This window comes from Pseudomonas palleroniana, from assembly GCF_022836895.1.
Classification (GTDB): Bacteria; Pseudomonadota; Gammaproteobacteria; order Pseudomonadales; family Pseudomonadaceae; genus Aquipseudomonas; species Aquipseudomonas palleroniana.
Genome location: NZ_CP092411.1, coordinates 5719486 through 5742502 on the forward strand (window position 1 = coordinate 5719486; position 23017 = coordinate 5742502).

The 23017-nt window shown below is 59.3% G+C and carries 22 protein-coding genes; 6 read left to right on the plus strand and 16 right to left on the minus strand.

Going from position 1 to position 23017, the window contains the following annotated elements; translation table 11 throughout:
* The first annotated feature begins 131 nt into the window (after window positions 1-131).
* Window positions 132-1286 (plus strand): phospholipase, encoded by a 1155-nt coding sequence (locus MJP36_RS25725; RefSeq protein WP_244384332.1) that lies wholly within the window; start codon window positions 132-134, stop codon window positions 1284-1286.
* Between the two features lie 3 nt (window positions 1287-1289).
* On the opposite strand, the gene MJP36_RS25730 is transcribed toward MJP36_RS25725, so the two are convergent.
* From MJP36_RS25730 to rplM, 8 genes are all read right to left on the minus strand, one after another.
* A complete protein-coding gene (locus tag MJP36_RS25730) occupies window positions 1290-2039 on the minus strand; it encodes a FadR/GntR family transcriptional regulator (protein WP_060754920.1) in 750 nt (249 codons plus the stop codon).
* A gap of 157 nt (window positions 2040-2196) precedes the next feature.
* Window positions 2197-2616, minus strand: a complete 420-nt coding sequence (locus MJP36_RS25735) for a ClpXP protease specificity-enhancing factor (RefSeq protein WP_060754919.1) — start codon at window positions 2614-2616, stop codon at window positions 2197-2199.
* 17 nt (window positions 2617-2633) lie between these two features.
* Window positions 2634-3251, minus strand: coding sequence for a glutathione S-transferase N-terminal domain-containing protein (locus MJP36_RS25740; protein WP_161548270.1), 618 nt, complete (start codon window positions 3249-3251; stop codon window positions 2634-2636).
* Window positions 3252-3400: 149 nt separating this feature from the next.
* On the minus strand, window positions 3401-4180 hold the full coding sequence (locus MJP36_RS25745) for a cytochrome c1 (protein ID WP_060754917.1): 780 nt from the start codon (window positions 4178-4180) through the stop codon (window positions 3401-3403).
* Window positions 4180-5391: a cytochrome b gene (locus MJP36_RS25750; RefSeq protein WP_060754916.1), complete on the minus strand. Its 1212-nt coding sequence runs from the start codon at window positions 5389-5391 to the stop codon at window positions 4180-4182. Before MJP36_RS25750 ends, MJP36_RS25745 begins: the two co-directional genes overlap by 1 nt.
* Window positions 5391-5987: a ubiquinol-cytochrome c reductase iron-sulfur subunit gene (gene petA / locus MJP36_RS25755; protein WP_060754915.1), complete on the minus strand. Its 597-nt coding sequence runs from the start codon at window positions 5985-5987 to the stop codon at window positions 5391-5393. Before petA ends, MJP36_RS25750 begins: the two co-directional genes overlap by 1 nt.
* 266 nt (window positions 5988-6253) lie before the next feature.
* Window positions 6254-6646, minus strand: a complete 393-nt coding sequence (gene rpsI / locus MJP36_RS25760; protein WP_016971570.1) for a 30S ribosomal protein S9 — start codon at window positions 6644-6646, stop codon at window positions 6254-6256.
* 14 nt (window positions 6647-6660) lie between these two features.
* Entirely contained in the window at window positions 6661-7089 is a 429-nt protein-coding gene (gene rplM / locus MJP36_RS25765; RefSeq protein ID WP_060754914.1) for a 50S ribosomal protein L13, read from the minus strand.
* A 248-nt stretch (window positions 7090-7337) separates the two neighbouring features.
* Here rplM and MJP36_RS25770 point away from each other — a divergent pair, with 248 nt between their 5' ends.
* The gene (locus MJP36_RS25770) at window positions 7338-8378 is read left to right on the plus strand and encodes an NADP(H)-dependent aldo-keto reductase (protein WP_244384334.1); all 1041 of its coding nucleotides are present in this window, start codon (window positions 7338-7340) and stop codon (window positions 8376-8378) included.
* Window positions 8379-8491: 113 nt separating this feature from the next.
* Here the strand turns inward: MJP36_RS25770 and MJP36_RS25775 are convergent, their stop codons facing one another.
* Entirely contained in the window at window positions 8492-9628 is a 1137-nt protein-coding gene (locus MJP36_RS25775; protein WP_244384336.1) for an acyl-CoA dehydrogenase family protein, read from the minus strand.
* Window positions 9629-9848: 220 nt separating this feature from the next.
* Between MJP36_RS25775 and MJP36_RS25780 the strand changes: the two genes are divergently transcribed.
* On the plus strand, window positions 9849-10769 hold the full coding sequence (locus MJP36_RS25780; protein WP_174554048.1) for a GlxA family transcriptional regulator: 921 nt from the start codon (window positions 9849-9851) through the stop codon (window positions 10767-10769).
* Between the two features lie 136 nt (window positions 10770-10905).
* On the opposite strand, the gene zapE is transcribed toward MJP36_RS25780, so the two are convergent.
* The 3 genes from zapE to MJP36_RS25795 all read right to left on the minus strand — a co-directional run bounded on the left by zapE (window position 10906) and on the right by MJP36_RS25795 (window position 14089).
* Window positions 10906-12000 (minus strand): cell division protein ZapE, encoded by a 1095-nt coding sequence (zapE, locus tag MJP36_RS25785; RefSeq protein WP_060754910.1) that lies wholly within the window; start codon window positions 11998-12000, stop codon window positions 10906-10908.
* A 79-nt stretch (window positions 12001-12079) separates the two neighbouring features.
* Complete coding sequence (locus tag MJP36_RS25790) at window positions 12080-13435, minus strand: tryptophan--tRNA ligase (RefSeq protein ID WP_244384340.1); 1356 nt, start codon at window positions 13433-13435, stop codon at window positions 12080-12082.
* A gap of 24 nt (window positions 13436-13459) precedes the next feature.
* Complete coding sequence (locus MJP36_RS25795; RefSeq protein ID WP_060754908.1) at window positions 13460-14089, minus strand: alpha/beta hydrolase; 630 nt, start codon at window positions 14087-14089, stop codon at window positions 13460-13462.
* A gap of 146 nt (window positions 14090-14235) precedes the next feature.
* Between MJP36_RS25795 and MJP36_RS25800 the strand changes: the two genes are divergently transcribed.
* The gene (locus MJP36_RS25800) at window positions 14236-14673 is read left to right on the plus strand and encodes a Z-ring associated ZapG family protein (protein WP_060754907.1); all 438 of its coding nucleotides are present in this window, start codon (window positions 14236-14238) and stop codon (window positions 14671-14673) included.
* Window positions 14674-14869: 196 nt separating this feature from the next.
* Here MJP36_RS25800 and MJP36_RS25805 read toward each other — a convergent pair whose 3' ends face one another.
* The 3 genes from MJP36_RS25805 to MJP36_RS25815 form a co-directional block, all read right to left on the minus strand.
* Complete coding sequence (locus tag MJP36_RS25805; protein ID WP_244384344.1) at window positions 14870-16594, minus strand: ABC transporter ATP-binding protein/permease; 1725 nt, start codon at window positions 16592-16594, stop codon at window positions 14870-14872.
* A gap of 99 nt (window positions 16595-16693) precedes the next feature.
* Window positions 16694-17254, minus strand: a complete 561-nt coding sequence (locus tag MJP36_RS25810) for a response regulator transcription factor (protein WP_003171731.1) — start codon at window positions 17252-17254, stop codon at window positions 16694-16696.
* On the minus strand, window positions 17247-18509 hold the full coding sequence (locus MJP36_RS25815; protein WP_090366785.1) for an ATP-binding protein: 1263 nt from the start codon (window positions 18507-18509) through the stop codon (window positions 17247-17249). The genes MJP36_RS25810 and MJP36_RS25815 overlap by 8 nt, the downstream gene beginning before the upstream one ends.
* Window positions 18510-18727: 218 nt before the next feature.
* On the opposite strand from MJP36_RS25815, the gene MJP36_RS25820 reads away from it, so the two are divergent.
* On the plus strand, window positions 18728-19441 hold the full coding sequence (locus MJP36_RS25820) for an SIMPL domain-containing protein (RefSeq protein ID WP_060754904.1): 714 nt from the start codon (window positions 18728-18730) through the stop codon (window positions 19439-19441).
* Here MJP36_RS25820 and MJP36_RS25825 read toward each other — a convergent pair.
* Window positions 19422-19637: a hypothetical protein gene (locus MJP36_RS25825; protein WP_198761562.1), complete on the minus strand. Its 216-nt coding sequence runs from the start codon at window positions 19635-19637 to the stop codon at window positions 19422-19424. The genes MJP36_RS25820 and MJP36_RS25825 overlap by 20 nt on opposite strands.
* Window positions 19638-19764: 127 nt before the next feature.
* Between MJP36_RS25825 and MJP36_RS25830 the strand changes: the two genes are divergently transcribed.
* Window positions 19765-22926, plus strand: a complete 3162-nt coding sequence (locus MJP36_RS25830; RefSeq protein ID WP_244384347.1) for a dermonecrotic toxin domain-containing protein — start codon at window positions 19765-19767, stop codon at window positions 22924-22926.
* Window positions 22927-23017 lie beyond the last annotated feature (91 nt).

A 23017-nucleotide genomic window follows, 5' to 3' on the forward strand; every position in this document is an offset into this window, starting at 1 on the left:
TCATCAGGCTGCAGTGCGCGAGATGTCTGGACGCGCCTTCTTGACGTAGGAAAATTTTCCTCTATTCTCAAATTAACTGTATATACATACAGTTATTAAGGAAGATTCCTACGACATAGCAAGGAGCTAACATGTCAGATCTTGAACTCGCAGCACCCGAAAAAAGCCCGCCGACATTGCGCTTCGAAGGGGGTGAACACACCGCCATCGGCGACGACACCTTGTTGCGCTTCGTCAAAGGCGCTCCGGCGATTCCCGCCCACCAGGTCGAGTTGCACCTGCCCAATGGCCTCGCGCTGACATATGGCCAAGTGATCGCCCTGGGCGGCGACTTCTATGGCATCCCCGGCCAACCCATCAGCGATGGCGCGTCCCCTGCCGACCGTGTGCAACGCTTCACGGCAGCGTTTAACTCGCTGGCCGTGCTGCCGGCCTCGCGGGAAGAAGCCAAAAAAATTCTCGCGGTGATGCAAAAGGAGATCAACGCGGTCAACCAGGCCATCAAGGACGGTAAGCAACCCCATGAAGCCTATGACGCCCTGGGTGATACGTTGTCTGAAGAATGGAACCGGATCACCGGCGGCGGCAGTGCGGTTTCGGCGCTGATCCCGCTGGGGCGCTACCTGAAATTGGCGGCGGACAATGCCGACCACTTCGGCGAATGGGCGATTTCGGCCTATCTGGCGGGGCACACGGCGGCACTTCAACAAGCCGTCGTCGCCCATCAGACCGGTACCGACCAGGCATTGGAACTGGCGTATGCCATGAACAGTTTCGCCGATCACTTTTTGACCGACCTGTTCTCCGCCGGCCATTTGCGTGTACCGCGCAAACAATTGGCGGCCGTGGTGACGCCGGGCGATCTGGGTTCGCTGATCAGTCGCTTCATGCATGACGAAGACAGTAAATTCGGACTCAACGTACGCAATGCCATGGGCGATCAGTGGCATGCCTATGGGGACAAACGCTACTTCGATGCGATTGACGCGGCCAATCGCGTACAGGTCAAACGTGCGGTACAGGCTTCAGCGGATGAGATCTTCGACACGTTTATCAGTGGGGTCGCGCCCTCCCCGGCCAACTTCAAGGCACCGCTGTATGTGCCGGACCTGAATGCCGCGCAGAACCCGGCGAATAACTTCTCGCCGCTGTTCAAGATGGAGGGAGACAAGGTGCTGCGCCGAAAGGACGTGAATGACCTGAACGACAAGCACTGGACGAATGATTGGTGGGGGTGGAGCACCTACCTGTTGCTCAAGGACTATAAGCCCAACCAGCCCGCCTGACCCTTAACCGCGCTGCGCCTGCGCCTCTTCATGGGCATGGCGCAGCCGTTCCCGGCTGTTGGTCAGATGCAGCCGCATGGCCGCCCGCGCCGCATCCGAATCCTGCCGCGCAATCGCTTCATAGATTTCTTCGTGCTCACGACTCAAGCGGCTCATGTAGTGCTGCTGGTCATCATGGGCCAGGCGCGCCGAATTCAACCGCGTGCGCGGAATGATGCTGGTGCCCAGGTGGGTCATGATGTCGGTGAAGTAACGGTTGCCGGTAGACAGCGCAATTTCCAGGTGGAATGCAAAGTCGGACGCCACCGCATCACCGGCATGAGCCGCGCTTTCATTCAAGGCGTCGAGGGCGGCGCGCATGGCTGCCAACTGCTCATCACTGCGACGTAGCGCCGCCAGGCCGGCAGACTCCACCTCCAGGCTGATGCGCAGCTCCAGGATCGCCAGCACATCACGCAAGGTCACGACCGTGGCCGGGTCAATCCGAAAGCCGCTGGGGCTTGGCGTGTCCAACACGAAAGTGCCGATACCGTGACGGGTTTCCACCTGCCCTGCGGCCTGCAATCGCGAGATCGCTTCGCGCACGACCGTGCGACTGACCCCGTGGGCATCCATGATCGCCGATTCGGTGGGCAATTTATCACCGCGCTTGAGCTGGCCGTCGCGGATCTGTTCGGACAACACCGTGACCAGTTCCTGGGCAAGGCTGCGGCGCTTGCGGGGAAGACGAGGGGCGGTGTGGGCGTTATCCATGATGAATCATCTTTTTCGGCGAACTTGAGCACGCATCATAGCCCATGGTGGTTGTACGATCACCGTCCTGTCGCGACTTTCATCTTTATCATCCGCGCAAAAAAATGCCCCGACCCAGGTCGAGGCATTTTCCAGGCAGACCTCAAGGGTCAACCCATTACTTCACCACTTTCAGACTCGGCCGGCCGCTGGGGCGCGGTGGCTCGGTATCCGGTGGTGGCACATCATCGCCATCTTCGCCTTCGATCGATTCGTCATCTGCGAGAGACGACTCCAGATCAAACACCATGCCTTGGCCATTTTCCCGGGCGTAAATCCCGAGGATGGCGCCAATAGGCACGTACAGCGTATGTGGCACGCCGCCGAAACGCCCTTCGAAGCTGACTGCCTCGTTGTCCATGTGCAGGTGGCGCACGGCGCTGGGTGATACGTTCAGGACGATCTGCCCGTCACTGGCAAAACCCTGCGGTACCTGAACCGCAGGAAATTCGGAATTGACCAGCATGTGCGGGGTGCAATCGTTGTCCACAATCCACTCATAGAGCGCGCGGACCAGGTAGGGTCGACTGGAGTTCATCAGCGGCTCCTTAAGCCTTAGCGCATATCGCGTTCGGTACCAGACAGACTCGCCTGGAAAGCCTCACGCGCAAACTGGCGCTCCATGTAATCAAGCAACGGCTTGGCCGGCCGCGGCAGTTCGATACCGAGAATCGGCAAGCGCCAGAGTATCGGTAATAGGCAGCAATCCACCAAGCTTTGTTCCTCACTGAGGAAAAAAGGTTTATCGGCGAACAACGGAGAAACACCGGTCAGGCTCTCGCGCAATTCCTTACGCGCCTGCACCCGAGCGGCTTCTTTGGTACGCGAATCCAGAATCAGATCCACCAACCCGCACCAGTCACGCTGGATCCGATGGATCAGCAGGCGGCTGTTGGCACGCGCCACCGGGTACACCGGCAGCAAAGGGGGATGCGGGTAACGCTCATCCAGGTATTCCATCACCACAGTCGACTCCCACAACGCCAAGTCACGATCGACCAGAGTGGGCAAGCTGCCGTAGGGGTTCACTTCGATCAGCTTCGGCGGCTGACGGCCCGCCTCCACACTGATGATCTCTGCGCTGACACCCTTCTCGGCGAGCACGATACGTACTCGGTGGGAATAGTGGTCGGCGGGGTCGGAGTAACAGGCCAACCGATTGGTCACGCCCATGGCGGTCCTCCTCGCTTGTTGAAATTATCGAAAGCTCAAAAACGAGCGCGCCCAGTGAGCATCTCCGTAACGTCCGGTTCAACCAGACTGCTACATGTTCAGAGATGCCGCTGGGCGCGCAAGATTAACAGCAATTGCTTACGGTTGGATCAATGCACATCCTTCCAGTATTCGCGCTTGAGCAGATAAGCGAATACAAAGAAGAAAGCCAGGTACAGCAATACATAGGTACCGATACGCTGGTGCTGCAGTTTGACCGGGTTGGCCGAGTAGGCCAGGAAGGTCACCAGGTTCTTGACCTTCTCGTCGAACTGCTCTTCATTCAGCGTACCGGTCTTGGGCACGATGGTCAGTTGATCGCACGCTTCGTGGGTCAACGGCGTACCGGTCAACGGATCATATTGCTTCTTGCCGTCTTCAACGACCTGAACCTGCTTGCATCCTACCACTTGCCGGCCCTGCAGGCTTACCAGAACGTTAGGCATGCCGACGTTCGGGAACACCTTGTTGTTCACCCCCCAAGGGCGCGCCGGATCTTCGTAGAAAGATCTCAGATAGCCATACAGCCAGTCAGTCCCACGCACGCGGGCCACCAGGGTCAGATCGGGCGGTGCCGCACCGAACCAGGCCTTGGCATCCGCCGGCTGCATCCCGATGTTCATATGGTCGCCAATCTTGGCGCCAGTGAATACCAGCTTGTCGAGCATCACTTCGTGAGGAATGCCCAGGTCGTCGGCGACGCGCTCGTACCGCTGGAACTTGGCGCTGTGGCAACCCATGCAGTAGTTGGCGAACGTGCGTGCGCCGTCTTGCATGGCAGCCTTATCGGACACGTCGATATCGACTTTTTCCAGCTCAGGACCATGTTCGGCCGCGAAGGACAGGAGCGGCAGCGCCGCAAGCATCAAAGCAACGAATAACTTTTTCATCAGCCAGTCACCCTTTCCGGAACCGGTTTGGTCTTCTCGAGCCGGGTGTAGAACGGCATCAGAATGAAGTAGGCGAAGTACAGGAAGGTGCAGATCTGCGACAGCAGCGTACGCTCGGGGGTTGGCGCCAATACGCCGAGTACGCCCAGGATCACGAACGCGATGCAGAATATCCACAGCCAGATTTTGCTCAGCCAGCCTTTGTAGCGCATGGACTTGACCGGGCTTCGGTCCAGCCAGGGCAGCACGAACAGCAGCGCGATCGAAGCCCCCATCGCCATGACACCCATCAGTTTGTCGGGGATCGCCCGCAAGATGGCGTAGAACGGCGTGAAGTACCAGACCGGCGCAATATGCTCAGGCGTCTTGAAGGCGTTGGCCTGTTCGAAGTTGGGTTTCTCCAGGAAATAACCGCCCATCTCCGGGAAAAAGAACACGATCGAGCAGAAGATAAACAGGAAGACGACCACACCGACAATATCTTTTACCGTGTAGTACGGATGGAATGGAATGCCGTCCAGCGGTACGCCATTTTCGTCTTTGTGCTTCTTGATATCCACGCCATCGGGGTTGTTGGAGCCCACTTCGTGCAGCGCCAGGATGTGCAGTACTACCAGGCCGAGAATCACAATCGGCAAGGCTACGACGTGCAGAGCAAAGAAGCGGTTCAGGGTGATGCCGGAGATCAGGTAGTCACCACGAATCCACTGGGTCAGGTCGTTACCGATCACCGGGATCGCGCCGAACAACGAGATGATCACCTGGGCTCCCCAGTACGACATCTGGCCCCAAGGCAGCAAGTAACCCATGAAGGCTTCGGCCATCAGCGCCAGATAGATCAGCATGCCGAAGACCCAGACCAGTTCGCGGGGTTTCTGGTACGAACCGTAGAGCAGGCCACGGAACATGTGCAGGTAGACAACGATGAAGAACGCCGATGCGCCGGTGGAGTGCAGCAGGCGCAGGATCGAGCCGTACTCGACGTCGCGCATGATGTACTCGACGGAGGCGAACGCCTCTTCCGCCGACGGGGTGTAGCTCATCGTCAGCCAGACGCCGGTGACGATCTGGTTGACCAGCACCAGCAGTGCCAGGGAACCGAAGAAGTAGAAGAAGTTGAAGTTTTTTGGTGCGTAATATTTGCTGAGATGGTCTTCCCACATTTTAGTCGCGGGGAAGCGTGCATCCACCCAATCCATGAACTTGCTCATCAGGCTTTCTCCCCTTGGTCGACACCAATGACAATGACACTGTCAGTCTCGTAGTGATGGGGCGGAACCGGCAGGTTCAAGGGTGCGGGTTGTGCCTTGTAGACGCGACCGGCCAGGTCGTAGTGAGAGCCGTGGCAAGGGCAGAAGTAGCCACCTACCCAGTCTTTGCCAAGGTCGGCGGGAGCAACTTCAGGACGGAAAGTAGGCGAGCAGCCCAGGTGGGTGCAGATACCGATCAGCAGCAGGATTTCTGGCTTGATCGAACGGATTTCCTTATCGACGTAAGCGGGTTGGTCGGAATTCTTCGAGTCGGGGTCAGACAGTTGACCTTCGATTTTTTTCAGATTCCCCAGGATTTCCTCGGTACGACGAACGATGAATACTGGCTGACCGCGCCACTCAGCAATCATTTGCTGGCCTGGGTCGATCTTGCTGACATTCACCTTCACCGGTGCACCTGCGGCTTTCGCCTTGGCACTGGGAAACCATGACCCCACGAACGGGACCGCAGCCCCCACCGCTCCTGCAGCACCCACCACGGATGTGGCTGCTACCAAGAAGCGACGCCGGCCTGCATTCACGCCGTCATTGCTCATTCAGTCCTCTCCCATCAGCTTTTTGGCCTGTTAAATCAGGCGTCTACTAAGTGTTGAATCTTTACTTATAAAAATTTTGACGGATGGTAATGAAAAGCCCCACGTATGACAAGGGAATTGCCCGGGGCTCCCTCTCCAAGCCTTGTAGTATAGGGGGTCTACGGATGTGGCAAGTTGTCACGGTAAAATTTCTGCATAAATCGCAGGCAATAAAAAACGCCCAGCTCCGTGAGGAGACTGGGCGTTTTTGTGGAACGTAAAGCGAATTAACGCTTCGAGTACTGCGGACGCTTACGCGCTTTACGCAGACCGACTTTCTTACGTTCAACTTCACGGGCATCGCGAGTAACGAAGCCAGCTTTGCGCAGAGCGCTACGCAGGGTTTCGTCGTAGCTCATCAGAGCGCGAGTGATGCCGTGGCGGATTGCGCCAGCTTGACCACTTACACCGCCACCGATAACGGTGACGTAGATGTCGAACTTTTCAACGGTCTCGGTCAGTTCCAGCGGCTGACGAACTACCATGCGGGCAGTTTCGCGGCCGAAGAAGTTGTCCAGGGAGCGGTTGTTGATCGAGATGTTACCAGTGCCCGGACGCAGGAAAACGCGTGCGGTTGCGGTTTTGCGACGGCCAGTGCCGTAATTTTGAGTCGCCGACATAATGAACTATTCCGTTAAAACTTCAGTTCTTGGGGCTGCTGAGCAGCATGAGGGTGAGCTGCGCCCGCATAGACTTTCAGCTTGCGAAACATATCGCGACCCAGTGGGCCCTTCGGCAGCATGCCTTTGACCGCGATTTCGATCGGGGCTTCAGGCTTCTTGGAAATCAGGCCTTCGAAGTTGGAAGACTTGATACCGCCTGGGAAACCGGAGTGACGGTAGTACATTTTGTCGCTTGCTTTGTTGCCGGTTACACGAACCTGCTCAGCGTTGATGATCACGATGTAGTCACCGGTATCAACGTGCGGGGTGTACTCAGGCTTGTGCTTGCCACGCAGACGGCTGGCGACTTCAGTGGCCAGACGACCCAGGGTCTGACCAGCGGCGTCGACGACAAACCAGTCGCGCTGAACTGTTTCCGGTTTTGCAGTAAAAGTTGTCATTCTTTAATAGCCTCAGGGGCCGCCTGTAAATTAGACGGCGGATCTTACTGAATAGTGCGTACTTTGACAAGGTCAAAGGCAGCCGGATACAGACGCTATCGGGGGCTCGGGTCGGCGCGTCCGTTCAACGGCAAGATTCTTCGGCAGGCGGCGCATCACTTCCACTGCAGAAAGAGGTGGGCAATTATGCAGATTGCGAAAAAAAATTCAACCTGCTTTTATGATTGTTTTCCCTGAAGGAGTACCCGATGGATTATCGACAGCTGGGCCGTACGGATCTGAACGTGAGCGCGATAGCCTTGGGCACCATGACCTGGGGCGAGCAGAACAGCGAGGCAGAGGCATTTGCGCAGATCGAACGAGCCAAGGCCGCGGGGATCAACTTCCTCGATACGGCCGAGATGTACCCGGTGCCACCCAAGGCCGACACCTACGCCACCACCGAGCGTTACATCGGCAACTACTTCAAGAGTCGCGGCGACCGGGCTGACTGGATCCTGGCCAGCAAGATCGCCGGCCCCGGCAACACCATCGACTACATCCGCGACGGCTACCTGCGCCACAACCGCAAGCACATCGCCCTGGCGCTGGATGCCAGCCTCAAGCGCCTGCAGACCGACTGGATCGACCTCTACCAGTTGCACTGGCCGGAACGCAGCACCAATTTCTTCGGCCAACTGAGCTACAAGCACAAGGACGAAGACGACCTCACCCCCCTTGAGGAAACCCTCGAGGCACTGGATGAACAGGTGAAGGCCGGCAAGATCCGCCACATCGGCCTGTCCAACGAAACCCCGTGGGGCACCATGAAGTTCCTGGCCCTGGCCGAAGCGCGCGGCTGGAGCCGTGCGGTGTCGATCCAGAACCCCTACAACCTGCTCAACCGCAGCTTCGAAGTGGGCTTGGCCGAAGTCGCCATTCGCGAACAGTGCGGCCTGCTGGCCTACTCGCCCCTGGCCTTCGGCATGCTCAGCGGCAAGTACGAAGGCGGGGCACGCCCGGCAAAGGCACGCCTGACCGAGTACAGCCGTTTCAGCCGCTACTTCAACCCGCAGTCGGAGGCGGCATGCAGCCGTTATGTGGCGCTGGCGCGCGAGCATGGCCTGGACCCGGCGCAGATGGCGCTGGCGTTCGTGACACAGCAGCCGTTCGTGACCAGCAACATCATCGGGGCTACGTCGCTGGAGCAACTGGACAGCAACATCGCCAGCGCTGACCTGAAGCTGTCCAAAGAGGTGCTGGAAGGGATTGAGGTGATTCAGAAGGATCATCCGAATCCTGCGCCTTGATTGACCTTTAGACTGCTATCGGGAGCAAGCCCCCTCCCACATTTTGATCTGTGAATACACTCAAATGTTGGAGGGGGCTTGCTCCCGATGGGGCCCTCAACGACGCCACACCCTCAAAGCGCCCGCGCAATGATTTCCTTCATGATCTCGTTGGTCCCCGCATAGATCCGCTGCACCCGCGCATCCGCCCAGGCCCGTGCAATCGGGTATTCCCACATGAAACCGTAGCCACCATGCAACTGCACGCATTCGTCGAGCACCTTGCATTGCAGGTCGGTCGCCCAGTACTTGGCCATCGCCGCCGTAGGCACATCAAGCTTGCCCTCCAGATGCAACGCCATGCACTTGTCGACGAATACACGGCCGATCTGAATCTCGGTCGCCATCTCTGCCAGTTTGAAGCGGGTGTTCTGGAAATCCGCAATGGCCTTGCCGAAGGCTTTGCGCTCACGGGTGTATTCCAAGGTCCATTCCAACGCGGCCTCGGCGGACGCCAGGGCGCCAATCGCCACGGTCAATCGCTCCTGGGGCAGCTCCTGCATCAAGTAAGCGAACCCCATGCCCGCCTGGCCCAGCAGGTTTTCCCTGGGCACGCGCACGTCCTGGAAAAACAGCTCCGACGTATCCTGGGCCTTCATGCCCACCTTCTCCAAACGCTTGCCCTTGTCAAAGCCAGGCGTATCGGCCTCCACCAGAAACAGGCTGGTGCCCTTGGCGCCGGCCTTGGGGTCGGTCTTGGCTACGACGATCACCAACTCGGCCAGGAAGCCGTTGGTGATGAAGGTCTTGGAGCCATTGATCACGTACTCATCGCCGTCCAGAACCGCTGTGGTCTTGACCCCCTGCAGGTCGGAACCGGCACCCGGTTCGGTCATCGCAATGGCCGTGACCATCTCGCCCGAGATCAATTGGGGCAGGTATTTGTGCTTCAGCACCTCGCTGCCGTAATGCAGGATGTAGGGCGCGACGATGTCCGAATGCAGAGAGAAACCGATGCCGGTCAACCCCAGGCGACTGATCTCCTCGATCACCACCGCACTGTAGAGAAAGTCCGCGCCCAGCCCGCCATAGGTCTCCGGCAGATGGGAACACAGCATCCCTGCCTCCCCTGCCTTGCGCCACAAGCTGCGGTCGATATAGCCCTGCTTCTCCCATTGACTGTGGAATGGCGCCGCCTCTTTTTCGAGGAAGGTGCGCACGCTCTCGCGAAAGAGTTCGTGCTCGGGACTGAACAAGGTTCTGGGAATCATGGGTCACCTGCAAGAATTGTCGGACAAGGACGAGACCCCAGAGACTATGCCCCGATGGCGTCACGGGACACTGGACACATGCGACAAAAAATAAGACGATCCAGCCGTCTGGTGACCACTTTCCCCTATAAGAATAAATGAAATTATGTCTAACCAAATCTCCACGCCCTTGCGGCGCGTCAGCATTTTGGCCATTGATCGGGTATTCGCTTCTACCCTCATGCAAGCCAAGGATTTCTTCCACCTCGCCAGCCTGCGCTATGGCAAACAGCAGGGCCTGGGCCTGACCCCAGCGTTCGAAACGCGCCTGGTCAGCCCCGACGGGCAACCGGTGCGCAGCTTCAGCGACGTGATCATGCCGGTGGATGGCGGCCTGGAAAACGCCGACATCATTGTGCTGCCGGCTTTCTGGGATGATTTCGACGCCCTGTGCACCCGCTATCCGCAAGTGCTGCCCTGGCTACGCGAGCAACATGCCCGCGGCGCCGTGCTCTGCGGCGAAGCCACCGGGGTGTTCTGGCTCGCTGAGGCCGGCCTGCTCGATGGCAAGGAGGCGACCACCTACTGGCGTTTCTTCAACGCTTTCAGCGAGCGCTTCCCCAAGGTCCAACTCAACCAGGACAAACACCTCACCGACGCCGACAACCTCTATTGCGCCGGCGGCACCACCTCGGCGTGCGACCTCTACATCTACCTGATCGAACGCTTCTGCGGCGCCAACATCGCCCAAGCCGTGGCCCGCGATATCCTCTACGAAGTGCAGCGCAGCTACGCGCCGGGGCGCATCGGTTTTGGTGGGCAGAAGCTGCATCAGGACGTGATCATCCTGCAGATCCAGCATTGGCTCGAAGAACACTTCGCCGACAAGTTCCGCTTTGAAGATGTCGCAAGGGAGCACGGCATGAGCATCCGCAACTTCATGCGCCGCTTCCAGACCGCCACCGGTGACAAGCCGCTGCATTACCTGCAACGCCTGCGAATCGAGACGGCCAAAGGCCTACTCTCGGGCAGCCGCAAGAGCATCAAGACCATCAGTTACGAGGTGGGTTACGACGATGCGAGTTTCTTTGCGCGGTTGTTCAGGCAGCACACGGAGCTGTCGCCGAACCAATATCGCCAGCAGTTCCAGCAAGCGGCCTGAATCAAGGATACGCACAAGGCAAATGTGGGAGGGGGCTTGCTCCCGATAGCTGGGTGCCAGTCACTGTATAGATTGACTGATACACCGCTATCGGGAGCAAGCCCCCTCCCACAGTTTGTGTGTGTGTATAGCGTTCTTAAGGTTTGTGTCCGCGCGACAGGAATTCGTGGGACTGCATTTCCAGCAGGCGGCTCAAGGTACGCTGGAATTCGAAGTTCAAGCGGCCACCGGTATACAGGTCCTTGAGCTCGACCTCAGCCGAAATGATCAGCTTGACGTTACGGTCGTAGAACTCGTCGACCATGTTGATAAAGCGCCGCGCGATGTCGTCGGTGGTGACGCTCATCTGCTCCACGCCACTCAAGATCACCGCATGGAAAATCTTGCCCAGCTCGATGTAGTCGTTCTGGCTGCGCGGGCCATCGCAGAGTGCGCGGAAGTCGAACCAGGCCACGTCATCGCACGTGCGCAGCGCGATGATTTCGCGGTTCTCGATCATCAGCTTGTCGTTTTCCACCGCCTGGGTGCATTCCGGCGTCAGCGCACGGAAGCTCTTTTTCAGGCTCTCGTGGGCCGCTTCGTTCAGCGGGAAGTGGTACAGCTCAGCTTGCTCAAGGTGACGCAGGCGGTAGTCGACGCCACTGTCAACGTTGACGATCTCGGTGTTCTGCTTGATCAGCGCGATGGCCGGCAGGAAGCGCGCACGTTGCAGGCCGTCCTTGTACAGGCCGTCGGGCACGATGTTCGAAGTGGCGACCAGGGTCACGCCGTTCTTGAACAACTCTTCCATCAGGGTGCCGAGGATCATGGCGTCGGTGATGTCGGAGACGAAGAACTCATCGAAACAGATCACCCGCGCTTCTTCGGAGAAGCGCTTGGCGATGATGGTCAGCGGGTTCTTCTCGCCCGGCAGGGTCTTCATCTCTTCGTGCACGCGCTTCATGAAGCGGTGGAAGTGGGTACGGACCTTTTCCTTGAACGGTAGCGCTTCGAAGAAGGTGTCGACCAGGTAGGTCTTGCCCCGGCCGACGCCGCCCCAGAAGTACAGGCCCTTGACCGGCGTGCGGTCTTTTTTGCCAAACAGCTTGCTGAGCATCCCTGGCTTGCTTTGCGAGGCCGCGAGCAGGTCGTCGTACAGGCGCTGCAAATGACGCACCGCGGTTTCCTGGGCTGCGTCATGGAAGAATTCAGGGCGCTTCAGATCAGCTTGATATCGTTCTAGGGGCGTCATAATTTCGTTAGCAAGGCAACAAAAACGGGCCGTCACTGTAGCGACGGCCCCGGATAATGGCAATCAACCCTTGGTCGGGTTAATCCTCGAGGGGGGTCAGCGCGACGCGCAAGGCCGCGATGGCCGCATCGCGCGACTGTTCGTCGGCGAACTCGGCGCTGTCGGCCACGGCCACGCCGTCCAGCCAGACGCTGAAACCCAGGGCTTCGGTGCGCACGTCCAGGGCGTCGCCACTTTGCAGTTGCTTGGTCACCGCGCCAGCGGCTTTACCGTCGGCAAAGTTGCGCGACAGCAGCAGTTGCTCGCCATCGGCGGCCAGCAGGCGGAAGCGGAAGCTACCATCATCTTCACGGAAGCTCACGAAGCGCGCGGCTTTAGCAGCTTTCTTCTTGGCCGCCACCGGCGCTGCCGCTTGATTGACGAACGAACGCAGGCCCACCGCTTCACGCAACTCAGCCAGGAATGGCGCCGCCACGGCACGGGCTTTCTTGGCGCCGATCAGCAGCAGGTCTTCCATGTCGGACGGGCGCGACATCAATTGATGGTAACGCTCACGGGCTTCGTCCAGCTGGCCATCCAGCAGTTGGAACAGACGGTTCTTCGCCTCGCCCCAGCCCAGCCCTTGCAGCAATTCAGCGCGGAACTCTTCTTCCTGCGCCTTGCTGGCGAACGCCTGGTACAGGGTGAACAGGTGCGAGTTGTCCGGGTCTTTGGCTTCGCCGGGGGCACGGGAATCGGTGACGATGCGCGAGATCGCATCCTTCATGTCCTTGGCGCTGGTGAACAACGGGATGGTGTTGTCGTAGCTCTTGGACATCTTGCGGCCATCCAGGCCCGGCAAGGTGGCGACGCTCTCTTCGATCAGCGCCTCGGGCATGGTGAAGAACTCTTTGCCGTTGCCGAACAGGTGGTTGAAGCGCTGGCCGATATCGCGGGCCATTTCCACGTGCTGGATCTGGTCGCGGCCGACCGGCACCTTGTGCGCGTTGAACATCAGGATGTCCGCCGCCATCAGTACCGGGTAGCTATACAGGCCCATGCTGATGCCCGCATCCGGGTCTTCGCCGGCTTCCACGTTCTTGTCCACCGAGGCCTTGTAGGCGTGGGCACGGTTGAGCAGGCCCTTGGCGGCGACGCAGGTGAGCAGCCAGGTCAGTTCGGGGATTTCAGGGATATCGGACTGGCGGTAGAACGTTACCCGGTTCACATCCAGGCCGCCGGCCAGCCAGGTCGCGGCGATTTCCATACGCGAGCGCTGGATGCGTTGCGGGTCATCGCATTTGATCAGGGCGTGGTAGTCGGCCAGGAAGTAGAAGGAATCGGCATTGGCGTCCTGGCTGGCGAGGATCGCCGGACGGATCGCGCCGGCGTAGTTGCCCAGGTGCGGCGTGCCGGTGGTGGTGATGCCGGTGAGGATACGGGTACGAGTCGTCATGGGTAATCGCTTATCAGACTGCTATCAATTCGAGAGGCGCGGCAGCACCAGATCCTTGAGATCGGTCAGCTTGCCATGAAAAAAGTGTCCGCATTCTGCCACTTTCAGCAGCTCATGGGGGCGTTTGAGGGCAGCGGACCAGTCATAGACGACCTGCGGGTCGACCACTTCGTCGGTTTCCGGCTGGATCAGGGTCAGCGGACAGCCCAGCGGCAGCAGGTCGGTATCGCGCAGGCGCATCACCGCAGCCGCCACCATGAACAAGTGCGCCAGCTTTTCGCCCTTGGCTTCCAGGCGCCCACCGAGGCTGGCGGCCACATAGCCGCCGAAGGAAAAACCGAGCAGCGTGATCGGCAAGTCCGGGTGCTTTTCCCGCAGCCAGGCAGCGGCCGCTTCGGCATCATCCACTTCACCGGTGCTCATGTCGTGGGTGCCCGCACTGGCACCGACACCCCGGTAATTGAAACGCAAAGTAATCAAACCGGCATCGCGGGCTGTGCGTTGCAGGGTCGACACGACTTTATTGAGCATGGTCCCACCCTGCACCGGGTTGGGGTGGCAGATCAGCGCCAGGCCACGTGGCTCGGGGTGATCCAGGTACAAGGCTTCCAATTGACCCGCCGGGCCATCGATCAAAACGGGGGTTTCACGCATGAGCAAGGATGAACTCCGTGACCTCTCAAAGGGTCGACTCGTCTAGCTAAAAGTCTGTGCATGGCATCATTGCGAGCTTAATCGCGGTATACAGCGCAGGTCCGAGCCGTTAACGTAAAGCAAAGCCGTTTATAGAGGAAGGACTCGTGGAACACTCGCTCTTAGTTTGGTTGTTGCCGACTCTCGCCCTGGTTGCCGGTGTCGCCATTGGATTCCTGGTTGCTCGCCTGCTGCCGAATGCCGCGCCTAACCGCACGCAGCGTCAGTTGGATGACATTCAGGAACGTTTTGACAGTTATCAGAACGAGGTTGTTACCCACTTCAACAGCACCGCGACCCTGGTCAAGAAGCTCACCCAGAGCTACCAGGAAGTACAGGATCACCTCGCCGATGGCGCCAACCGCCTGGCCCTCGACGACATCACCCGTCAGCGTCTGCTGGCCGCGCTGCATTCCGATGCGCCGCAAGCCCCACGCGAGCGCCTGACCCCGCCACGGGAAAACCAGGAGCCGCCACGGGACTACGCGCCAAAATCGCCGAACGCTCCCGGCATGCTGGATGAGCATTATGGCTTGAAGAAATAAGTCATTTTTCAAGCACACAAAAAGCCCGGCTGATCGATGATCAGCCGGGCTTTTTGTTGGCTATCATCACCCTCATGTGGGAGGGGGCTTGCTCCCGATTGCAGTGTGTCAGTCAGTGCATTCGGTGACTGACATGCCGCTATCGGGAGCAAGTCGAATCGTCGCACCGCCCCTCCCACATGAACCGCGCATAACCTTAAGCGGGCTGCTGCTCCCGCAATTGGCCAGCCTCGATCCGCACATGCCGCCCATGGAATCGCTTGAGGCTGCTGCGGTGGCCGACGCTGACGATGCTCAGGCCCGGCAGTTCATCGATCAGCGCTTGATAAAGCGTCGCTTCATCCTCTTCATCCATGGCCGAGGTCGCCTCGTCCATGTACAGCCATTGCGGGGCGAACAACAAGGCGCGGGCAAAGGCCAGGCGTTGCTGCTCACCCGGTGAAAGCATGCGCTGCCAGTGGTTGGCTTCATCAAGGCGGTCGACCAGATGCGGCAAGCGGCAGGTTTGCAGCACCTGTGCATAACGTTCTGGCGAGTAGACGCTGTCGTCCTGTGGATAACTCAGTACGGCCTTGAGCGTGCCAATCGGCAGATAGGGCTTTTGCGGCAAGAACAAGTAACGTGCGGCCGGCAGGAGAATGCTGCCGTGGCCCGCCGGCCACAGGTGGCCCATGGCCCGCAACAGCGTACTTTTACCGCTGCCGGAACGCCCGCTGAGCATGACGCGCTGGCCAGGCTCCACGGTCATATCCGCATCAGTGAGCAGGTGACGGCCATCGGCCAGGTCCATGCCCAGGTTCTTCACCACCAAGCGTTCACCTTCGGGGCGTACATCGATAGCGGGCGTACGTTGCTCGTTATCACTCATCGCCTGGTGGAAGCTCAGCAGACGGTCGCTGGTGGCGCGCCACGACGCCAGTTCCGAATACGCGCTGATAAACCAACTGAAGTTCTCTTGCACATTGCCGAACGCCGAGTTGATTTGCATCAGCTCGCCCAGCTCGATTTTGCCGGCGAAGTAGCGCGGTGCGGCGACAATAAACGGGAAGATGATTGCAATCTGGCTGTAACCGGCGGTGAAGAAGGTCAGGCGCTTGGACACTTTCATGATGTCCCAGAAGTTATGCCAGACCTTGCCGAAGCGCGCGCTCAAGCGTTGATTTTCATTCGGCTCGCCGTTGTACAAGGCGATGCTCTCGGCATTCTCGCGCACGCGCACCATGGAGAAACGCAGGTCCGCTTCGAGGCGTTGTTGTTGGTTGCTCAAGCCGATCAGGCGACGGCCGATCAGATGCGTCAACCAGCTGCCGACGGCGGCGTACAGCAGCGCACACCAGAACATGTAGCCGGGGATGGTGACGCCGAACACTTCGATACTACCCGACACCCCCCACAGGATGATCGAGAACGACACCAGGCTGACCACGTTGCGCAGCAGGCCCAGGCCCAGGCTCAAGGTGCTGGAGGTGAAATTGTTGAGGTCTTCGGAAATCCGCTGGTCCGGGTTATCGGTGTAACCGCCCTGCTCCAGTTGGTAGTAGTTCTTGTCGGCGAGCCAACGTGCGAAGTGTTTTTCGGTCAGCCAGGCACGCCAGCGGATCGTCAGCATCTGAGTCAGGTACAGCCGATACACCGCGCCAAGAATCGCCACGGCGGCGATGCCGCCGAAATAGCCGATCAATTGCCAGAAGGCTGCCGTGTCCTTCTTCTCCAGAGCGTTATAGAAATCCTTGTACCAGTGGTTGATCCACACGGAGATGGCCACGCTGAACAGCGACAGGCCGATAACTGCAGCCAGCAACAGCCAGGCCTTGCCCTTCTCTTCACTGCGCCAATAGGGCGTGATCATCGCCCAGGTTCGGCGAAAAAAATGCCCACGCACCGCGTCGTTGACCGCGCAATACTCAGCGTTCTGGTTCATTGTTCAGGCTCGGTAGGAAAAAATGACAGGCGTTTGAACCGATCTTAGACGATCGGTTCAGGGCTCCGTGCAGCCTGAAGAAGATTGTTCAGACTTTGTTCAGCGCCGTACCGGGCGTTTCTGCAATTTGCGCTGCAGGGTCCGGCGATGCATGCCCAGGGCGCGGGCAGTGGCGGAAATATTGCCTTCGTGCTCAGTCAGCACACGTTGGATGTGCTCCCACTGCAAACGGTCCACCGACATCGGGTTTTCCGGCACCAGGGTGTCGAGGTCGGCGTGCTCGGAGAGCAAGGCCGCCAGCACGTCGTCGGCGTCCGCCGGTTTGCACAGGTAGTTGCAGGCGCCGCGCTTGATCGCCTCGACGGCGGTGGCGATGCTGGAATAACCGGTGAGGATCACCACGCGCATTTCCGGGTCGAGTTCCAACAGCTTGGGCAGCAGCACCAGGCCGGAATCGCCGTCCATTTTCAGGTCGAGCGCGGCGTAGTCCGGCAGGTCGGCCTGGGCAATGGTCAGGCCCTCCTCGGCGGAACCGGCGGTGCTCACGCGAAAACCGCGACGGCTCATGGCCCGCGCCATGACGCGGGTAAAGGTAGCGTCGTCATCTACCAGCAACAGGTGTGGCAGTTCTTCGCCTTCGACTTGGATCTCGTCACTCATCGATATCTCCTCGTGCGACACGCGGCAGGCGCAGCTCGGTAAGCGTGCCACCTTCCTCATGACTATAGAGCTTCACTGAGCCGCCCGCGCGGGTCACGCTGGCCTTGCTCAAAAACAGGCCCAGGCCGAAACCTTTGCCCTTGGTGGTAAAGAAGGGTTTGCCGATCTGCTCGGCAATGGCCAGCGGCACGCCCGCACCGTGGTCACGAATGCTGATGGTCACGTTTTCCGCATCCCAATCCAACTGTACGCCCAAGCCCTCGGGGCAGGCGTCGGCCGCATTGTTCAACAGATTGAGCAGCGCCTGGGTCAGGTCCGGCGGTGGCGCCAGGCGCGGTACGCTGCCCTGCCCCAGCAGATGAAAACGGTAACTGGCTTCGGGGCGCATCAAGTGCCAGCGGTTCAGAGCCTCGTCGAGCCACTGGGTCACATCCTGCATTTGCACCGCCATGCGACGATTGGCTTCGGCAGCGCGCACCAGTTGTTGCAAGGTCAGCTTGCACTGTTTGACCTGTTCGCGCAGCACACCGAGATCTTCTTGCAGTGCGGGGTCGTGGTGATCCTGGGTCATCTCGTTGAGCAGCACGCTCATGGTCGCCAGCGGCGTGCCCAGCTCATGAGCCGCACCGGCCGCCTGGGTGGCGACCGCCAGCAATTGCTGGTCACGCAGCCCCTCTTCACGACGAATGGCGCGCAGTTCTTCCTGGCGGCGCAGCTCCTCGGCCATGCGTGCCGCAAAGAAGGTGATGACCGCGGCGGACAATGCAAAGCTCAGCCACATGCCGTAGATCTGCAGGTTTTCCCGGGCGATGGGGAAGGTTTGCAACGGATAGAACTGTGCCAGCAACAAGGTGTAGAGCGTCAGCGCAATGCCCGACAGCACCACCGAGTAGCGCCACGGCAACGTCACGGCGGCAATGGTCAGCGGCACCAGGTAATACGACACGAACGGGTTGGTGGACCCGCCGGAGAAATACAGCAACACACTGTGGATAAACAGGTCACAGGCCAGTTGCAGGGCGTATTCAAGCTCGGTCACAGGCCACGTGGTGCGCAACCGGATCGCGGTGAACGCACACAGCACCGTGGAGAAACCGAGCGTCACGGCCAATTGCAGCCACGGCAACGGCAGCAGGTCGAACCAGTAGGCAAGCCCGACCGAGCCGGCCTGGGCGGCCAGCACCAAGGTACGAATGAACGTCAGGCGCCAGAGGTTCTGGCGGGTGGCGGAAGTCAGTTTTACGGCGGCGAGCATGAGCTCTCCCGATGAGCGCAGCAGGCGGATCGGCAGGAGTATAAACGAAGCGGACCGCCCGGCACGGCATCTGTGGCTCTTTGACGCAGGCCGGGCAAATGACCGTTCGTCGCCATTCCCCAACTTGTAGCGAATGTGTAAACCCGAAGAACCCGACGCCGCCGTCTACAGTCATACCGAACACGAGTATCCCAACACGACTCTCTCAAGGAATTTACATGTCACGTTTGACTCGCAGTGCAGCTGTTATCACCCTCGGTGTCGCCACCCTGGCCAGCCTTCCGGCCGTGGCCGCCGAAGGGCTGAACTACAACCAGATTTCCCTGCGCGCCGAGGCCAGCCAGGAGGTTGCCCGCGACAAGATGATCGTCACCCTCTACACCGAATCGCAAAACAGCGACCCCGCCAAACTCGCTGCCGAAATCACCACGACCCTGAACACCGCCCTGGGCCAGGCCCGCGAAGTCAAGGGCGTGACCCTGCGCCAGGGCAGCCGCAACAGCTACCCGATCTACGACAGCAAGAACCAGAAGATCACCGGCTGGCGCGAGCGCGCCGAACTGCGCCTGGAAAGCGCGGACTTCCCGGCGCTGTCCAAGCTCACCGGCGAACTGCTCAACACACTGAAAATGGAAAACATGGACTTCGCCATCGCCGATGCCACGCGCAAGGCCAGCGAAGATGCCCTGCTCAAAGACGCCGTGGCTGCCTTCAAGGCCCGTGCGCAACTGGCCACCGATGCACTGGGTGGCAAGGGCTACAAGATCGTCAACCTGAACTTCAATACCAACGGTTACCCGCAACCGTACGCCCGCAATGGCGGGATGATGATGAAAGCGGCGATGATGGATTCGGCACCGACACCGGAAGTCGAAGCCGGCACGAGCCAGGTCACCATGAGCGCGGACGGGGTCATCGAAGTGCTTCAATAACCAACGTTTTCCGACAGAAGAACGGCGCGGCCTCAGGTTCGCGCCGTTTTTTTTGGGCAAGGGGATACACCCGTTTCGTCATATCCTGCTGTACACCTGATGGAATCAAACCATCGGTTCTCGCGACACAGATACCGCCAAGGCTCGCAGGGAGCGCATTGCCGGCTTGTATTTCACTGACGAGAATCGAACCCATGCCAGTCTCCCTGAACACCCCTCACCTTGCTCTTATCCCCCTAATTTCCCGGCCCCCCACTGCGCAGGTCTCGGCTCAGCCGGCAGTAGCGCAAGCCCCAGCGTCGGTGCACCCCGACGAAACGGCAGTGCTTGCGGCCTACCTCGCCGCCGTTCAACGCAAGGTCCTCAAGCAAAAAGTCGGGTTGGTCACCGTTTCGCCTCAGAGCGCCCTGGGGCAATGGCTGAAGCACTATCGCAATCAATTGGAACACCCTGTCGTAAGCGGCTGGATGCGCGAACAGAACATCGACACCGCGAGCGTGTCGATCAACCCCGCAACCGGAGCCCTGTCCGCCGAAGTCGAGGGCGTTAGGAAAACCTTCCTGCCCCGCGATAACAGTGGCTGGGGCCAGGTTTCAGGCCCGCTGCTGGCGGCTGCGAAGGTTGTATCCCCCGTCCCTGGCAGCAGCCTGCAACCGACCTTTGACGGTGAAACCCTGCAAGTGAAAGTCAAGCTGGTGGCCGACTTCTACGGCGAGTACCTGCCTAAAAACGTTACCGAGGCCAGGACACAGATCAGGCGACTCGAGCACAACAAAGCCTTTGACGTGATTGCCCCCGACGACCCGCTGCGCCCGGCTGCCAGCCGCTCGGCACAGGCCCTGGGCGTGCATAAACAGCATGCCGCGCAGTACTACGCGAGCGCTCCCCAGGCTTTGGCTTTCAAGCGTTTGGCCGTGGATGTCGCCAACAACCTGCCCAATACACGGGCGCAAGCCAAGCTGTGGGCCGAAACGCTGATCTTCCAATTGACGGGCAAACAGGTGGATGCCGATACGATCTACCTGAACCGCTTCAAGACAGCAAACACCCCATTGAGCGCCGAGACAGCCACCGCCACAGGCTGGGAGCACCCAGGCGAAGAACCTTACTCATCGTTGCGCCTGCCGGATGCGCTGCTTGAAAACTTCTCCGAACACGATGGCGTGCCAGGCAGCCTGGATCAGGAGGCCGGCTTGTACCTGGCGGGCCCGGGGCAAAGTGCGAAGGGTGGATATGGCGCGCACAACCAGTTTCCCCTGGCTCCCTCCGCACTCATGCACGCCAGTTGGAAGACCGACTTCCAGGCAGGGATGACGCAAAAGATCGACAACTTCTGGAGCGCCCACACCGGGGACTACGAGACGGCAATCAAAGGCGAGTTCGCCTACCAGGCCCGCAAACAGTTGAAGGCTGCGCAAGCCTGGCCACCGGCTGAGCGCGCGCTGCAGGCGCCCGAACACCGTTTCACCCGGGAGGATTACCGCCTGGTAATGGGGGCCGTACCCAACCTGCCAATTGATGAAAACGTACCGCTCAGTGTTGAACTGCTCAAGGCCAAGGCTGCGGCCAACGGTAGCGTTCAGGCACATGCGCTGAACATTCACGGGTTCATGCCCAGCGATATCCTGCGCTTCAGCGCCGACGGCGGTCGACAAGTCCTCTACATACCAGGGGCACAGCCCGCCTTCCTGAGATTCGACTCTCTGGAAAAGCTGAACCAATGGGTGACCGAGCAAACCAGGGATCCCAAAAAACGCGAGGCCTTGGTCGCTCACTTTCCGCTGATCTATCGCCAGGACCATGCGGCAAGTTTTGCCGAGAAAACGATAAGGGGCGTGCTGCCCATACTCTGGCTTACCCATGTGGGTGACAAGAAGGAAGGACTGGACACAATCTTCGAGAAAATGGCGACCGGCACGTTGAAGGGTCCGGCCATCAACGATGGTCATTCACCGATTGAAGGGGATGTGTTTTCCACACTCGCCACCGCCGCTAAAGAACGCATGGCGAGCGACGCTGACGTGGTGATCAAATCCAACAGTGAGGTCATTCGCGATACCTGGCTCAACGACATCACGGTAGCTGCCAGCTTACTGGCCAGACTCGCCCCCATCGCGGCACCGGTGGCCGCCCTTGCCGCCGTCACGGGCCTGGCCGAGGGCGTGCTGGGAACGGAAAAGGCCCTCTCCGGCGACACTGAGGCCGAGCGCAACGACGGTGCGTCCAAAGCCTTTGATGGCTTGCTGAATGTGTTGTTCTCGGTCGGGGCCAGCGGTTCTGTGGAGGACCCGTTCCTGCCGCCGGAAGATCAACCGATTGCTCCCGCCCCGGGCGAAGCCCCTGTGGTTGAAAGCCTGCAACCGCGAGTTCCGGTCAACCGTCTGCAACCCAGCCAAGCCGGTAACATCAGCGAACACGCGGTCGCGAACGGTGAGCAGCTCATCGAAAACGCCACGCGCAATGCCAAGGGTATCTACCAGGTAAAAGATCAGGTTTCAGGCTTGGACCACTGGTTTATCCGGTATACCGACACAACGGGCGTCGGCCGGGTGTATGAGGTCAAAAGCGACTTCAAGCTGAGTCATGATTATGTGCAGATCATCAACCGCGAGACGGGCAAGCCGGTAATGACCGTGCACGCCACGGCGGACGGCGAATGGGCTCGTGGTCTTGGCCCAGGCGGCAAGTGGCCGTGGAACAAACCCTCTGCACCACCGGAAAAAGAGGCCAAGACCCTGCCGAAAGTCTCTGACGCGTTTGTTGATCTGGAAGGCCGAAAGCTCGAAGGCGCCGAGCAGATCGATGAATACCTGCAAATGGACGACAACGTGGCTTACGAATACTCCATTCGTAACGTTGAAGACAATGGCGTCATAAAATCCAAGATTGGTATTTCCTGGGACTTGGCGGAGGACGACTTTCAAATCTATGCGAGCGAGGCTGCCGGCCCGTCGGATTTCAGTTCAAGCGAGTATTCAGAACAGTTCACCAAAGACCTTGCGCGGTTCAATTACTCCGTAGTGGTCAAGAACGGCCTGACTAAAACCCGCACGGTGCTTACGAGCACAGCGCAGGACGGCCTGGAAAATACCGCGGAAAAACTTCGTCAATTTGAAGCGCTGATTCCCAACCCCAAGTTGCGGGCGCGCATTTCCGAAGTGGCTCACCAGGGCTCACTGGCGCCGTCTACAAAGTACTTGAACGACGAGGCCACCGGTCTGTACAGCGGCTTTTACCTGGGTGGGAAAGACACCGAGATCATCATCGAATATGACGCCGTGCCCCGCCAAGCCAAGGTCAATTTCGTGGGCAAGAGCGCCATCAGCCAACCGGAAACTGAACGCTATAAAATTCCGGAGGTTGAAATCATCACCAAACGTACCCTCACGGTCACCGAAAGCAATGAGACCCAAGATGCCGCCAACGTCTACGTTATCGACAAAAAAGCGCCATCCAACATTGAGTTCACGCTCGTACTGAAGTGATCACCTAAACAGCCCCTATCTGACAAACGTCAACGGCGGTAACCTCGGTTGCGCCGTTTTCGTTTGGGCAGCTTATATTTGCCTGCCATTT